The 14,527-nt window shown below is 39.1% G+C and carries 13 protein-coding genes; 10 read left to right on the top strand and 3 right to left on the bottom strand.

Annotated features, from left to right (window positions below):
* Positions 1 to 205: 205 nt before the first annotated feature.
* Positions 206 to 1,297, bottom strand: coding sequence for a sigma-54-dependent transcriptional regulator family protein (locus F4W09_RS09605; protein WP_151504633.1), 1,092 nt, complete (start codon positions 1,295 to 1,297; stop codon positions 206 to 208).
* Positions 1,298 to 1,530: 233 nt separating this feature from the next.
* Positions 1,531 to 2,505 carry a lipoyl synthase gene (gene lipA / locus F4W09_RS09600; protein ID WP_104442145.1) on the bottom strand — a complete coding sequence of 325 codons (975 nt, stop codon included), beginning with the start codon at positions 2,503 to 2,505 and terminating at the stop codon, positions 1,531 to 1,533.
* Positions 2,506 to 2,847: 342 nt separating this feature from the next.
* Here lipA and F4W09_RS09595 point away from each other — a divergent pair, with 342 nt between their 5' ends.
* The 9 genes from F4W09_RS09595 to F4W09_RS09550 all read left to right on the top strand — a co-directional run bounded on the left by F4W09_RS09595 (position 2,848) and on the right by F4W09_RS09550 (position 12,918).
* Positions 2,848 to 3,810 carry a thiamine pyrophosphate-dependent dehydrogenase E1 component subunit alpha gene (locus tag F4W09_RS09595; RefSeq protein ID WP_044740668.1) on the top strand — a complete coding sequence of 321 codons (963 nt, stop codon included), beginning with the start codon at positions 2,848 to 2,850 and terminating at the stop codon, positions 3,808 to 3,810.
* Between the two features lie 15 nt (positions 3,811 to 3,825).
* Positions 3,826 to 4,845 carry an alpha-ketoacid dehydrogenase subunit beta gene (locus tag F4W09_RS09590; RefSeq protein ID WP_004979604.1) on the top strand — a complete coding sequence of 340 codons (1,020 nt, stop codon included), beginning with the start codon at positions 3,826 to 3,828 and terminating at the stop codon, positions 4,843 to 4,845.
* A gap of 1 nt (position 4,846) precedes the next feature.
* Positions 4,847 to 6,382 (top strand): dihydrolipoamide acetyltransferase family protein, encoded by a 1,536-nt coding sequence (locus F4W09_RS09585; RefSeq protein WP_151504632.1) that lies wholly within the window; start codon positions 4,847 to 4,849, stop codon positions 6,380 to 6,382.
* 11 nt (positions 6,383 to 6,393) lie between these two features.
* Positions 6,394 to 7,794, top strand: a complete 1,401-nt coding sequence (gene lpdA, locus F4W09_RS09580; protein ID WP_151504631.1) for a dihydrolipoyl dehydrogenase — start codon at positions 6,394 to 6,396, stop codon at positions 7,792 to 7,794.
* A gap of 11 nt (positions 7,795 to 7,805) precedes the next feature.
* Entirely contained in the window at positions 7,806 to 8,591 is a 786-nt protein-coding gene (locus F4W09_RS09575) for an acetoin reductase (protein ID WP_151504630.1), read from the top strand.
* Between the two features lie 21 nt (positions 8,592 to 8,612).
* A complete protein-coding gene (locus F4W09_RS09570; RefSeq protein WP_116763636.1) occupies positions 8,613 to 9,671 on the top strand; it encodes a 2,3-butanediol dehydrogenase in 1,059 nt (352 codons plus the stop codon).
* 432 nt (positions 9,672 to 10,103) lie between these two features.
* Positions 10,104 to 11,276, top strand: coding sequence for a Fic family protein (locus tag F4W09_RS09565; RefSeq protein WP_151504629.1), 1,173 nt, complete (start codon positions 10,104 to 10,106; stop codon positions 11,274 to 11,276).
* A gap of 661 nt (positions 11,277 to 11,937) precedes the next feature.
* Complete coding sequence (locus F4W09_RS09555) at positions 11,938 to 12,492, top strand: TetR/AcrR family transcriptional regulator (RefSeq protein ID WP_215899323.1); 555 nt, start codon at positions 11,938 to 11,940, stop codon at positions 12,490 to 12,492.
* A gap of 132 nt (positions 12,493 to 12,624) precedes the next feature.
* Positions 12,625 to 12,918 (top strand): hypothetical protein, encoded by a 294-nt coding sequence (locus F4W09_RS09550; RefSeq protein ID WP_151504627.1) that lies wholly within the window; start codon positions 12,625 to 12,627, stop codon positions 12,916 to 12,918.
* Positions 12,919 to 13,367: 449 nt separating this feature from the next.
* Here F4W09_RS09550 and F4W09_RS09545 read toward each other — a convergent pair whose 3' ends face one another.
* The gene (locus tag F4W09_RS09545) at positions 13,368 to 13,604 is read right to left on the bottom strand and encodes a VF530 family protein (RefSeq protein ID WP_004961824.1); all 237 of its coding nucleotides are present in this window, start codon (positions 13,602 to 13,604) and stop codon (positions 13,368 to 13,370) included.
* A 255-nt stretch (positions 13,605 to 13,859) separates the two neighbouring features.
* On the opposite strand from F4W09_RS09545, the gene acuR reads away from it, so the two are divergent.
* The gene (acuR, locus tag F4W09_RS09540; RefSeq protein WP_151504626.1) at positions 13,860 to 14,504 is read left to right on the top strand and encodes an acrylate utilization transcriptional regulator AcuR; all 645 of its coding nucleotides are present in this window, start codon (positions 13,860 to 13,862) and stop codon (positions 14,502 to 14,504) included.
* Positions 14,505 to 14,527 lie beyond the last annotated feature (23 nt).

Here is a 14,527-nt window from a genome sequence, read left to right as displayed (position 1 = left end):
TCTCAACTTAAAAGGTCATCATCAGTAACAAGTCTATCTTCTCGCAAGAATAAACTGGGCTTTAGAACAAGTACATGACCAAAAGCCTGATTGGCTGCCTTTAGTTGTACATAAAAGGAAGTATGGACACCATGCTTCCTTTTCTATCTGCTACATAATAAAAACTTATACAATGACGCTTTGGCATTAAAGCCATAGATTAGATTTAAATCAGATTTAAAAAATAGCTACGGTGGGCGCTATCTTGTGGTAAGAGTTCTAATAAGCGTTGTATTGCATCAATACGATCGTGAGTTTGACCAATAATTCGCAATAATTGATCGATATCTTTTATTTGATAAATCATTTGGCTTAAACGAGCGTCAAAACAATGTCTCCAAGTACTCAATAAAGGGCTTTCTGATTTAGATAAAAAACTCCCTTTATATAACGAAAATGTACTGGCAATAAGATTCGCATTTAAAGATTGTTCAGCACGTAAAAAATCACATTGAACCTCACAGGTTAGTCTATAAATACGAGCTTCAATACAGTGTGGTAGTAGCGTACGCAATTGTGAAAGCTCAGCCTTTAAGGTTTTTAGGCTGACACTACGTTCACCATAAAGGGCGTAGTGTAACTCTTCTAAACCAATACCATAGGGATGCAAAGCTAAAATGCAAAGTATTTCAATTTGACGGTGACTCAAGTTTAAAGTTTGCCCATTAAATTGAACCCAAGGTGAACCTAGCGCTTTAATGTATAAAAAATTTTGCTGCTCAAATTTTATGGCACGCTGTATTAAATCTGCACAGCGTTCAACTGCGAGCAACCCTAAAGGCGTATGTTTTTTATATTTTGTGGAAAGGTTAATAATGCCGTGAAATTGTCCTGATGTCGGATCCCAAATTGGTGCGGCATAACAAACCCAATCACGAACACTGTCCATTTGGTTTTCATGAGAATAGACGCAACTTGATATTTGGCTGTTTAACGTCATACCAATCGCATTGGTTCCAACTGCCTGTGTAGACCAATGTCCGCCCTCAATAAAATGAACTTGTTCAGCAGAAGAAAGCATGGCTGAACTACTCCATGTCCATAAGAGAGTCCCGTGATGATCTGTAAGACCAATCGCCATATCTGAATCATCCGCTATTTTGAGTAAATCTGCATAATTATGTTGAATAGAGCGGCGAAATAAAGACGTTTGATCGTCTTGAGGCAATGCTAAAACAGGGGCAGCATGCACAGTAGTTTGATTAATTAAATGGGTTGTTTGCAGCTTTTTTACAGATGGTGTATTGAACAGGTTCATATCATATTCCTTTATGATGAGACTGTAATATTTTTAAACTTTAGAAATGAGCTTCCAAATTTATAGTCATTTACGTCATTTCTTCTTGCTTCGATTTTAAATGCTTTTATCTTTGCTTGGTTAAATCATATCTTTTGGCTTTACCAGTCCTTGAGTTACTTTAAAAGTGTTCGTATGAGCTGAAAATGACTATTTCCATCTGAAATGTTAATAAACGTAAATAGGATAAAAATTCATTCGCTCATGTAAGGGTTAGGCACAGCCTCACCATGATACTGACGATCGGCAAAATAACTTGATCGTACCAATGGCGCACTCCAAATATTTTTAAACGCTAAGCGCTCTCCATGTGTTTGATAGTGCTTAAACTCTTGCAACGTAACAAAACGATGAATTGGCGCATGAGACTTAGATGGCTGTAAGTATTGACCGATAGTGACATAGTCAACGTGGTAATCTTTCAAATCATTCAATAACACAATAACCTCAGCCTCAACTTCACCTAAACCGACCATCAAACCACATTTGGTTGGGATGTCAGGACAGTAGTGTTTAAATTTTTTGAGCAAATCCAATGAATGCTGGTAGTTAGAGCCTGGTCGCATGGCTTTATACAGACGTGGAACGGTTTCAATATTATGATTAAAAACATCGGGTGGGTTTTGGCTCAGAATCTTCAGGGCAATATCTGCACGACCACGAAAATCAGGAACCAAAATTTCAATCAAAGTATTTGGGCTAATCTCACGAATTTCTCGAATGCAATCGGCAAAATGCTGTGCGCCACCATCTTTTAAGTCGTCTCGATCAACCGAAGTAATCACGACATACTTTAAGTTTAAATTTTTGACTGTTTCAGCCAGATGCTTTGGCTCATTAATATCTAGGATATTAGGACGACCATGAGCGACATCACAGAATGGACAGCGTCGAGTACAGATATCTCCCATAATCATAAATGTTGCTGTTCCACTGCCAAAACATTGCGGCAAGTTAGGACAAGCCGCTTCTTCGCAAACCGTATGCAGTTTTTGTTGCCTTAATAAATCCTTAATGATTTGGACTTCCTCAGGTTGACTAATTTTAGTCCGAATCCATTCTGGCTTTTTCGGTGTCGTTTCCGTTGGAACAACTTTAATTGGAATACGCGCCATTTTTTCAGCGCCACGTAGCTTCTTTCCAGTTAATACTGTGTTATTTAAATCCATTTCAAACACTCCGTCGTTTAAAATAATTAATATAGACCCTGATATTAAATAAGCTGCTTTAAATGCATTAATAATATTAAAACAGGGCAAAAAACTTATCATATAAAACAAAGGTTGGTTAAAGGTTTGTTTTTGTATGTGATTGAACTATTGTAAAATTTTACAAAAATTTTTAATTTCATAACCTTCTGTTTTTAATATTTATCTCATCTTTTTATGCATTATATTTTTTTAGTCTAATATGAAATTAAATAAAAATATTCTTATATAAATATACGATTTAAAAATCCAATTATTCAATTTTGGGTTTTCTTTTAAGCGTAGTGAATAAGGAACAAATATATGCAATTAACGGAAGAGCAATTGCTAGCAGCATACAAAAGAATGCGCGACATTCGTGAATTTGAGGATCGACTTCACGATGAAAACAATACAGGTGATATCCCTGGTTTCATCCATCTCTATAGCGGTGAGGAAGCTGTTGCAGTAGGGATTTGTGAAAATTTAACAGATAAGGACTTCATTACATCAACACATCGTGGTCACGGACACTGTATTGCTAAGGGCTGTGACATTCACGCCATGATGTTAGAAATTTTTGGTAAAGATGATGGTTTGTGTCGTGGTAAAGGCGGCTCAATGCACATTGCGGACTTAGATAAAGGCATGCTTGGTGCAAACGGTATTGTGGGCGGTGGCCCACCTTTAGCGATTGGTGCTGCTTTAAGTGCCAAAACACTCAAGAATGGTGGTATTGGTCTGTCATTTACCGGTGATGGCGGGTCAAATCAGGGCTTAACTTTTGAAGCCATTAATATGGCTGTGGTGTTAAAGCTTCCTGTCATTTTTGTTTTTGAAAATAACGGTTTTGGTGAAGGTACTGCACATGATTATGCAGTAGGCAGTAAAGACATTGCAGGTCGAGCAGCAGGTTTTGGCTTACCTGCTGAAAAAGTAGATGGAACAGACTTTTTTGCTGTGTATGAAGTTGCACAAAAAGCCATTGAACGTGCCCGCCGTGGCGAAGGTCCAAGTGTGATTGAAACAGTAACCAACCGTTTTTATGGACATTTTGAAGGTGATCCGGGGCTTATCCGCTCCAAAGAAGAGCTGGATTATGTCAAAGAACATAAAGACCCATTGAAAATATTCCGTGAAAAAGTCAAAGGCAAAATTGACGAAGCCAAACTGGATGCGATTGATGCCCAGTCTAAAGCCAATGTAGACGATGCCGTTGCAAAAGCACGCGCAGCTAAGTACCCAGAAGTCTCTCAGTTACTTACTGATGTTTACGTCTCTTACTAAAGGAATAGTAGAAAAATGCCAAATAAAAGTTATCGAAACGCGATTAAAGAAGCAATTGAATTAGAAATGCGCCGAGACCCAAGTGTCATTGTGGTCGGTGAAGATGTTCGTGGTGGACATGGTGGTAAAAATACCGATGACAATAAACTGGAAGGTTTTGGCGGTGTACTTGGTGTAACCAAAGGCTTATGGACTGAATTTGGTTCTGAACGAGTCATTGATACTCCAATTACAGAATCTGCGATTATTGGTATGGCGGCAGGTGCTGCTGCAACGGGTTTAAGACCTGTGGCTGATTTAATGTTTATGGATTTTTACGGCGTGTGTTATGACATGCTGTATAACCAAGCGGCTAAATTCCGCTATATGTTTGGTGGCAAAGCCAAAGCGCCACTCGTTGTACGTGGCATGATTGGTGCAGGTTTTTCCGCAGCAGCACAGCATTCTCAGTCACCATATAACGTGTTTGCCTCAGTGCCAGGCTTAAAAGTGGTGGTGCCTTCGAGTGCCTATGATGTGAAAGGATTGTTGATTCAAGCCATTCGAGATGATGACCCAGTGGTCTTTTGTGAACACAAATTATTGTATGACATTAAGGGCGAAGTGCCAGATGAGGCTTACACCATTCCTTTTGGTGTTGCGAATTACACCCGTGAAGGCACTGATATCACCATTATTGCCTTAAGCCTGATGGTGCATCGTGCCAATGAAGTTGCTGACAAGCTCGCAAAAGAAGGCATTTCGGTTGAAGTGGTTGACCCTCGAACCATTTCTCCATTAGACGAAGATGGAATTTTAGAGTCCGTGGCTTCAACAGGTCGCGTAGTGATTGTAGATGAATCTGCGGCGCGTTGTGGTTTCGGACATGATGTAGCTGCACTCATTGCACAGAAAGGCTTTCATTATCTTAAAGCACCAATCGAGTTAGTCACTCCACCACACTCACCCGTACCATTTTCACCAGTATTAGAAAAAGAATGGCTACCTAGTGTAGAACGCATCGAACAGGCTGTACGTAAGACGTTGGAGGCTTAGGATGAGCGAAATTAAAACCTTAGAAATCCCAAAATGGGGTTTGTCCATGGAAGAGGGCACAATTGCCGAATGGCTGATTCAGGAAGGTACGCAATTCAGTAAAGGGCAGGAAATTTGTGAAATTGAAACCACAAAAATCGTCAATGTTCTGGAAGCGCCTTTCGATGGCTTGCTACGAAAAATTATTGCTAAAGATGGTGACACACTGGTCGTAGGTGGAATCATTGCAATTTGTGCAGACGCTCAAGTTTCCGATGCAGAAGTTGAAGCATTTGCACAGTCCTTAGGTGGAACACCTGCTGTAACTGAACATAAAGCGGTAGCAGCGGTTCCTGAAAAAGTAGCTGTGGCTCAAGTTGAAACCAAAGTACAAGCTGCCCCTAAACAAAACAGTGTTGGTCATGCATCAAAAGCAGTGGCTCAAGGTGGATATTCAATTCCTGCTGCGTTACAAGGCTACCAACAAAGCGATGATATTTTTGCAACGCCACATGCCTTTAAATTGGCTGAAAAGCATAATGTAAACTTGTCTCAGATTACGGGTTCTGGACGTGAAGGTCGTATTAGTGTTCAAGATGTTCAGGCCGCAGTTCAAGCTGCTGGTGGTTCTTGGCCAGATGTGCGTCATCAAGCCAGTACGAAAGCCGCGAAATCTAAAGCAGATGATAGTTATGTTCTAGCAACACCTGTTGCTCGCCGTTTGGCAAAACAATGGGGTATTAATTTGCATGATTGTCGTGCATCGGGTTCACGTGGACGAGTCTGTAAGGAAGATGTTGAAGCTGTATATCAACGTGAAAACCCTGTACAAGCTCAACATGCTGATCATGCGCATCCAACAGAGTCAGCAAAATTTACCACCGTGGCTATGAATGGTATGCGTAAAGCAATCGCTTCACGGCTACAAGCGGCAAAACGCAATGCACCACATTTTCGCTTAACGATAGACTTAAATGTTGAGTCGGTTCAGGCTTTGCGTCAGCAAATTAACAGTACCGTACCGCAAGTCAAGCTGTCCATTAACGATATGCTGATTAAAGCTGCTGCTGCCGCACTGATCAAAGTTCCACAGGTCAATGTTCAGTTTGATGAAGAAAATCAGCAAATTTTACAATTTGAACAGGCTGATATTTCGGTTGCTGTGGCCATCGAAAACGGACTGATCACACCAATTATCAAAGCAGCGAACCGTAAATCTTTGGCGCAAATTTCCAATGATATGCGTGATCTGGCGACACGTGCCAAAACTGGAAAATTGGCACCTGATGAGTTTCAAGGCGGCAGTTTCAGTATTTCCAATTTGGGAATGCTTGGTATTCAACAGTTTGATGCCATTATTAACCCACCTCAAGGTGCAATTCTGGCCTTAGGTGCAGCAGAGAAACGTGCTGTCGTCGAAAATGATGAGATTGTTGTTCGTCAAATGGTGACAGCAACATTGTCTTGTGATCATCGTGTCATTGATGGTGCGTTGGGTGCTCAATTCCTATCGGCGTTTAAGCAGTTTGTCGAAAATCCTGCATTAATTTTGGTGTAGGAGGAACAGCCATGTCAGATACACAATTTGATCTTGTGGTTATTGGTGCTGGTCCTGGAGGATATGTCGCTGCGATTCGCGCAGCGCAACTGGGATTAAAAACAGCAATCGTTGAAAAACAACACTTAGGTGGAGTATGTCTTAATTGGGGATGTATTCCAACCAAGGCATTATTGAGCGGGGCTGCGCTTGCGCAGCAGTTCAAACATGCAGGGCAGTTTGGCTTTACGCTTAACACGATTGATTTTGACATTCAAAAACTGGTCCATCATAGCAGACAGGTTTCTGAGCAACTCGTGCAAGGTATCGGTCAATTATTGAAAAAAAATCAAATCACTGTTTTTAACGCAGCAGCCCAGTTTATTGCCAAAGAGCAATTAGAGCTTACAGATGCGAATGGTCAAAAACAGCAGATTTCTGCACCGCATATTATTGTCGCAACAGGTGCACGTGCAGCCAATTTGCCTCATATTCCTGTAGATGGCCATCAGGTCTGGAGTTATAAAGAGGCTTTGGTTCCAGCACAATTACCAAAATCTTTATTGGTCATTGGTTCGGGTGCTATAGGCAGTGAGTTTGCAAGCCTATACCAAGACTTAGGCTGCCAAGTCACCTTGGTTGATATAGCCAAGCAGATTCTCCCTAGCGAAGACATTGAAGTTGCGAAGTATGTACAAAAGCAATTTGAACAGCAGGGTATGCGGGTTTTAACCGAAGCGACCGTAAAAAAAATAGAAACTGATCAGGCTCAAGTACATTGTCATATTGAAACTGCCACAGGTGTGCAAATCATTACTGTTGAAAAAGTACTTTCAGCTATTGGCGTGAAACCGAATGCTGAAAATCTTGGCCTAGAAGCTTTGGGAATTGAATTTGAGAATGGTTTTATTAAAGTCGACTCATGGTGTAAAACCAATGTAGTGGGCATTTATGCAATTGGTGATGTCGCAGGCGCGCCGTGTTTGGCACACAAAGCCAGTCATGAAGCCATTCTTTGTGTGGAGAAAATTGCAGGTCTAAGTCATGTACATGCTTTAGATCGTACACAAATTCCGGGCTGTATTTTTACCCATCCTCAAGTTGCCAGTATTGGTTTGACCGAACAGAAAGCGAAAGCTGCGGGCTTGAATATCAATGTGGGTAAGTTCCCTTTACAAGCCAATGGTAAGGCATTGGCTTTGGGTGATAGTGCAGGGTTTGTTAAAACCATTTTTAGTCAGGAAACGGGTGAATTGCTGGGTGCTCACATGGTCGGACATGAAGTCACCGAACACATACAAGGTTTTGCCATCGCAAAATACCTAGAAGCGACGGATGAAAGCTTAGCGCAGGTCATTTTCCCTCATCCTACTTTGTCCGAGGCGATGCATGAGTCGGTACTGTCGGCGATGCAACGTGCAATTCATATTTAAGGAGTCGCAACATGCCTAGAGGTTTAAACAATAAAGTTGCATTCATTACGGGTGCGGCACAAGGCATTGGACGCGGTATTGCCTTACGTTTAGCGCAAGAAGGTGTTCATATTGCCTTGGTCGATCTTCATCAAGAAAAGTTAAATGCTGTTCAAAAAGAAGTTGCAACCTTTGGCGTAAAAGCCACCACATTTATTGCGGATATTTCAGATCCAATACAAGTTAGTCATGCAATTGATCATGCTGAATCGACACTTAATGGTTTTGATATCATGATCAATAATGCAGGTATTGCACAAGTTAAAGCTTTAGCAGAAGTAACACTGAGTGAATTTAACCAAATTATGAACATCAATGTTGGTGGTGTGCTTTGGGGGATTCAAGCCGCAGCAAATAAATTTAAACAACGCCAACAGGCTGGAAAAATTATTAATGCGTGCTCAATCGCAGGTCATGAAGGTTTTGCTTTACTCGGTGTTTATTCGGCAACTAAATTTGCAGTTCGTGCATTGACGCAAGCTGCGGCTAAAGAATATGCCAGTGCTAAAATTACTGTAAATAGCTATTGTCCGGGTGTTGTAGGCACAGACATGTGGGTCGAAATAGATCAGCGTTTCTCTGAAATTACAGGCGCACCAATTGGTCAAACGTATAAAAAATATGTAGATGGTATTGCTTTAGGACGTGCTGAAACACCAGATGATGTCGCTGCATTAGTTGCATTTTTAGCCAGTGAGGATGCAAACTACATTACAGGTCAGTCTATTTTGACAGATGGTGGAATGGTTTACCGTTAATATCAACATAAGGAATACATAATGAAAGCAGCTCGTTTTTATGACCGAGGGGATATTCGGATTGAAGATATTCCTGAACCGAAAGTACTTCCAGGCACAGTTGGAATTCAAGTTGCATGGTGTGGTATTTGCGGTACAGATTTACATGAATTCATGGAAGGCCCTATTTTTATTCCACCTTGTGGTCATCCACATCCAATTTCGGGAGAATCTGCACCTGTAACAATGGGACATGAATTTTCAGGTGTGGTTTATGCAGTTGGTGAGGGTGTAGATGATATCCAAATTGGACAACATGTCGTAGTTGAACCCTACATTATTGCTGACGATGTGCCGACTGGCCCGAATGATAAGTATCATTTATCAAAAAATATGAACTTTATTGGTTTAGGTGGACGTGGTGGTGGTCTTTCTGAAAAAATTGCAGTTCAACGACGTTGGGTACATCCTATTTCAAATGATATTCCCTTAGACCAAGCAGCGTTGATAGAACCTTTATCTGTCGGCCATCATGCCTATGTCAGAAGTGGTGCAAAAGCTGGCGATATTGCACTGGTTGGTGGAGCAGGCCCAATAGGCCTACTTTTATCAGCCATTTTAAAGGCCAAAGGTCTTACGGTCATCATTACTGAACTGAGTGCAAAACGTAAAGAAAAAGCGATAGAGGCTGGCGTTGCCGATTATGTACTAGACCCATCTCAGGTTGATGTGGTTGATGAAGTAATGAAAATTACTGAAGGCCGTGGTGTAGATGTCGCTTTTGAATGTAGTAGTGTCAATAAAGTCATGGATACACTCGTTGCAGCAATGAAACCAACTGGCGTAGTCGTTATCGTCTCTATTTGGAGCCATCCTGCTACAATTAATGTGCATAGCGTAGTGATGAAAGAGCTAGATATTCGTGGCACGATTGCTTATGTCAATGACCATCAGGAAACCATCCGTTTAGTCGAGCAAGGTAAGATTAATCTAGAACCTTTTATTACCCAACGTATTGCATTAGATGATCTGGTGTCTAAAGGCTTTGAAACGCTGATTCATAATAATGAGTCTGCTGTAAAAATTATTGTTCACCCCTAATGGCTTGCTAAACCATTTAGCAAAACCAAGATGCAATAGATGCAACGTCTATTGCATCTTTTTATTTTAAATCGTTAAGTTCGCCGTAAGTAACTCTGCCTTGTTCAAATGAGCAAAAATATTCACAAAAGTGTTTTTATAGTATTTTTTAGAAAAATTATTACTCATTGATAGCAATCAAAAAATCATAATACCAACCTATTACTGCGTTTTTAACTTACATAACTGTGCCTTTTGGCTAAAAAGAAGTAAATGAGCCGAATAACCCATATATTTGGCTCACTATATGAGCTGTTTAAGCCATTTATTCGGCTCATAGTATCGTTTTTATCAGGTCACAAATCATAAAATGAGCTGAATAATTCAACTAATAAGCTCACAAAATGAGCCGAATAGGTGTTACAATCGGCTTATGCAGTAGGGGGAATGCTTATGAAAAAATGGGTATGGCAAAAAGCAAACTGGACTAAATTTAAATGGGATGAAGCACTCGTTACGGTAAAACTGCGTTTAATTCATAAGAAGATAGGTCAATTGGTCGGTGAGAGCAAAGCATCACCAGATGCTGAGGCATTACCATTAGATACACTGCTCACAAACCTAGTCGCATCCTCACTCATTGAAGATGAGAAGTTGAATGTTCGTTCACTCAAATCCTCATTAGCTCGGCGTTTAGGGGTAACAGAAGAAAATCCTGCACCAATTCAAGATAAAACTGAAGGCTTAGCCAATATCATGATGGATGCAGTGAGCAATCATAATGCGCCATTAACCATGGAGCGCTTGTTACAATGGCATAACTGGCTTTTTCAAACTATAGAACGCTTTGATTATGCTGCCCAAAAAATCAAAGTAGGAGAAATCCGTGATAATGAGGCACCAATGCAGGTTGTTGGTGGTTCTCCTTATGGCACTACAACGAAGGTTTACTTTGAAGCACCAGAGGGTGGAGAGCATTTACAGGGACTAATGAATGAATTTATAGAATGGTTCAATAGTTCCAGAGAAGATGTAATGCTTGATCCGTTACTGCGAGCTGCACTTGCTCATTTCTGGTTTGTGACATTACATCCATTTGAAGATGGTAATGGTCGTATCACTCGTGTCATTACAGATTTAGCATTAGCCCAAATGGATCACCAAAGTATCCGTTTATACGCCATGTCCGTGGCCATCCATGAAAATCGTAGTAGTTATTATGAAGTTCTTGAGAAATGCCAGAATAATACCTATACGATTAATGAGTGGTTGGTCTGGTTCTTAGATACTTTAGAGAAAAGTATAGATAGGTCTTTACTACGACTTGATCGAACGATTGCAAAAGCGAAATTTTGGAGCTCTTATTCTCATATCGAATTCAATGAAGCCCAGAATAAAGTTTTAAATCGTTTACTCAATGGCGAAGAGAATGATTTCCCTCTAGGCATTAATGCTTCACAGTATCAAAAGGTCACTGGAGTAAGTAAAGCTACAGCAACACGTCACCTAACCGAACTTCTGGAAGGAGATGTACTGCATAAACTTGAAGGTGGTGGACGTAATACCCGCTACGTGTTGAAAGTTGATAAAGAAAAGTTTACTCAAAACACTCAAGTTGAAGCTTAACTAATATTAAACCTCAAAAACCTCGCTATGGCGGGGTTTTTGTTTTAATGCGGAGGATGATTAATAGATACCCTTAAATATCTAATTAAATGAAAAACAATAATTATTTAAATATTTTCTAGCCATTTTCACATTGACACCTTAAATATTGAAGATTAACATTTGCGTGCTGGCCACATTGCCAGTCGGTTTTAGCAGACCGTTTTTTCGACTACATCAGGATTATTTCTCTGAGGAATAGTTTTGCGTGTATATCTCGTTCCCTCCCGTTGCGGTAGGACGGGAGAGGGACACCTGCGGGTGTGCTGGAGTCGAAACCAGTCTGCTAACCCTCTTTCGTTCTGCCACCATAAACCTCTTATGCTCTGGCAGAACTCCATATATAAAGGAGTTGGCTTTGCACATTCATATTTTTTTGGCAACCATAGCCAAAGTACACTATAACGACACAACTTAAACTTTTTACAAGGGTTTGATCGCCGTTCGGCTGTTCAGGCTTTCATTTGTTATTACTAAAAAACTTACCATCAACAATAAAACTTGAGATGTGTTAGGCACAGTCTTTACGGCTTTGCTATGCCTTTTTTTCACCTTAAAAAAAGTAAAAGGCTTTTATATCTCTTTTATATACAACAAGAATTTATTTTATAACGGTAAAACCATGACAAATTTAGTTCTCTCATTTCGTGCTTTAAGTGTGCTTCATACTTCAAGGTTTCTTTTTAATAAATATGGCTTTCACAATGTAGGGGTAGACCGAATTATAAAGTCGGCAAAAATCCCCAAGGCTACGTTTTATAATTACTTTCATTCGAAAGAACGTCTTATTGAAATGAGTTTAACTTTTCAAACAGATGGTCTTAAACATGAAGTTATTTCGGTTATTTACGTTGATAAAGGGTTATCGATGACTGAAAAGCTTCGCAAAATTTTCTTTTTACACGCCAACTTTGAAGGGCTTTACCATTTACCATTTAAAGCTATTTTTGAAATATCGAAAACATATCCAAAGGCGTATCAGCTAGTAATTGACTACCGAAACTGGCTGATGAATGAAATTTATAATTTGCTGATAACAACCAAGCAGGGCGCTACAAAACAAGATGCACATATGTTTTTGTTTGTGATAGACGGGGCAATGGTTCAGCTTTTAGACCCGAACAAACCAGATGAGCGGGAGAGGTTGCTTGAGTATTTTTTGATGGGGTTGGGGTGAGGGGGATCATTTATTCACCTTATCCTTTAAAGTTTGCTTAATATCATAAACATGAGTTTAAAGAGTTTATATCCACTAAAGGTATTAAATTAGTGCATGAGAATTGGTCTAAATAGCATAAAAGTGAGTAGTATGGAAAATAATTTAACAGATGCTAGAAATGGGTTATTAATGCTTGAGAAGCAAGATCAAAATGATGATTTTGATCTTTTAAATAATGATAATAAATTAGAGATATTAGATTTTTCTCTAACACAAAGTGTAAGTATATATTGGCCAAACTTAGCATTAAATTGGATAGAAAAAAATCCCAATATTATTAATGATGCCCTTAAAGGCACACTATTGATGTCAATTAATAAACCTTGGGCTAAACAGGATTTTAAACAAAAGGTTAAACGTGTTCTGAGAGGAAACTCAAATTAAACCATCATATCTAGCGCATGAGATAGCGAAGGATTTGGCATAACGAATATTGTGTTCATTCACGTTCACGTACTCGGCATCATGAATATAATTTTGTAGATTCATGATGCTGAGCTATAGCACCAACTGTGTTGTGTAGGCTACAGTTTTGGATAAATTAGTTTACTTATGTTCAGCTAGAATCTAGTTCACAATTGAATTTATGATTAATAAACAATAAATATAATTACTTAGAGCATTAAAATGATAACTTATAAAATATTTGGTTCATGAACCTAGCTATGAATACATAGTTTCCTACTAAAAAGTCTTAAGAATAGACTAAATTTGTCTAGGAGAGCGGTGGACTACCACCACTAACTAACAGGTGTCTACAAAATCGATGGCTATTTAATAAGTGTAGCTTAGTATTTGGTATAAAATATTATGCTGAGGTTGGGTTTTGATAGCTACGATTTCTGTTTGGCTTTTTGGCGTAAGACATACAAATATAAGTTTTCTACTTTTTCACGCGCCCATGGTGTGGTACGCAAGAATCGCAATGATGATTTAACACTTGGATCTATACAAAAACATCTAATTTCAATTTTACGACTTAAGCCTTCAAAGCCACCGTAGTAATCCAATAATTCATCCAAAATGTCAGCAAGTTTTTTGCCGTGTAGAGGGTCATTGGAGGCGTTCATAATAGATCAACCATATTTTGGAGGCCATTATTATAACCTGAGCAAGTTAGAAAATGGGAGCGTTGGAATTTAAACGTAATTAACATAGAAAATTACAGCTTCTCAAAAATGAGTTCATGAACTCATAGAATTTTTAAGTACATTTATATAAAAGGCTAAGTTCTCCCAGAAAAGAAATAGATGCCGTTTAGATAAAATTTTCAATCAAATAATTTTATTATTGATATTTCTAGTCACACAGTCTATTTTTATTTTATGAATTATTCTTCCTTACCCAAAAGACCACGTGGTCGACCAACCAAACATGGTTGTAACTATGCAGACACTAAAGAAGTGTTAATCCGCCGAGGTATCGAGTTACTGACCGAACGTGGAATGAATGCTATGAGCTTAGACAATCTCATGAAATCAGTCCAAGTTCCTAAAGGGTCTTTCTACCATTATTTTGCAAATAAAGAGGCTTTTATTTTAGAAGTTCTAGATGCTTATGAGCTTTATTTTGTGAAGCGATTGAATTATTTTTTAAGTCAAACTAATCTTTCACCATTAGAAAGGCTGCAAAATTTTGTAAAAGATGCGGGTGAAAAACTGCAAAAATATGATTTTAAACGAGGTTGTATTTTAGGTAACTTAGGACAAGAAGTTTCGTATTTGCCACCAGAGATCATCGCCCGAATTGAAAGTATTTTTAAAGTATGGGAGAAAGTAGTTTCTGATTGCCTACATCAGTCAAATTCACAATATAACGTAACTGATTGTGATGAAGCTGCTTATCAGTTTTGGATTGGATGGGAAGGTGCAGTTCTAAGAGCACGTTTGGTCAAATCAACAAGTCCTTTAGATGCATTTTATCGCTTGTTTACTTTAGCTGTAGAACAACAAAATCACGTAAAAAGTTAATTAAAAAATAAATGCAGACATCT

This window comes from Acinetobacter tandoii, from assembly GCF_008867985.1.
GTDB classification, from domain to species: Bacteria; Pseudomonadota; Gammaproteobacteria; order Pseudomonadales; family Moraxellaceae; genus Acinetobacter; species Acinetobacter tandoii.
This window is presented reverse-complemented; position numbering and strand designations above follow the sequence as displayed.

Excerpts from the sequence above, each read along its gene's own strand:
- F4W09_RS09570 (WP_116763636.1), top strand. The coding sequence starts at position 8,613 with ATGAAAGCAGCTCGTTTTTATGACCGAGGGGATATTCGGATTGAAGAT.
- F4W09_RS09565 (WP_151504629.1), top strand. The coding sequence starts at position 10,104 with ATGAAAAAATGGGTATGGCAAAAAGCAAACTGGACTAAATTTAAATGG.
- F4W09_RS09595 (WP_044740668.1), top strand. The coding sequence starts at position 2,848 with ATGCAATTAACGGAAGAGCAATTGCTAGCAGCATACAAAAGAATGCGC.
- F4W09_RS09585 (WP_151504632.1), top strand. The coding sequence starts at position 4,847 with ATGAGCGAAATTAAAACCTTAGAAATCCCAAAATGGGGTTTGTCCATG.
- F4W09_RS09575 (WP_151504630.1), top strand. The coding sequence starts at position 7,806 with ATGCCTAGAGGTTTAAACAATAAAGTTGCATTCATTACGGGTGCGGCA.
- F4W09_RS09545 (WP_004961824.1), bottom strand. The coding sequence starts at position 13,604 with ATGAACGCCTCCAATGACCCTCTACACGGCAAAAAACTTGCTGACATT.
- F4W09_RS09605 (WP_151504633.1), bottom strand. The coding sequence starts at position 1,297 with ATGAACCTGTTCAATACACCATCTGTAAAAAAGCTGCAAACAACCCAT.
- acuR (WP_151504626.1), top strand. The coding sequence starts at position 13,860 with ATGAATTATTCTTCCTTACCCAAAAGACCACGTGGTCGACCAACCAAA.
- lpdA (WP_151504631.1), top strand. The coding sequence starts at position 6,394 with ATGTCAGATACACAATTTGATCTTGTGGTTATTGGTGCTGGTCCTGGA.
- lipA (WP_104442145.1), bottom strand. The coding sequence starts at position 2,505 with ATGGATTTAAATAACACAGTATTAACTGGAAAGAAGCTACGTGGCGCT.
- F4W09_RS09555 (WP_215899323.1), top strand. The coding sequence starts at position 11,938 with ATGACAAATTTAGTTCTCTCATTTCGTGCTTTAAGTGTGCTTCATACT.
- F4W09_RS09590 (WP_004979604.1), top strand. The coding sequence starts at position 3,826 with ATGCCAAATAAAAGTTATCGAAACGCGATTAAAGAAGCAATTGAATTA.
- F4W09_RS09550 (WP_151504627.1), top strand. The coding sequence starts at position 12,625 with ATGGAAAATAATTTAACAGATGCTAGAAATGGGTTATTAATGCTTGAG.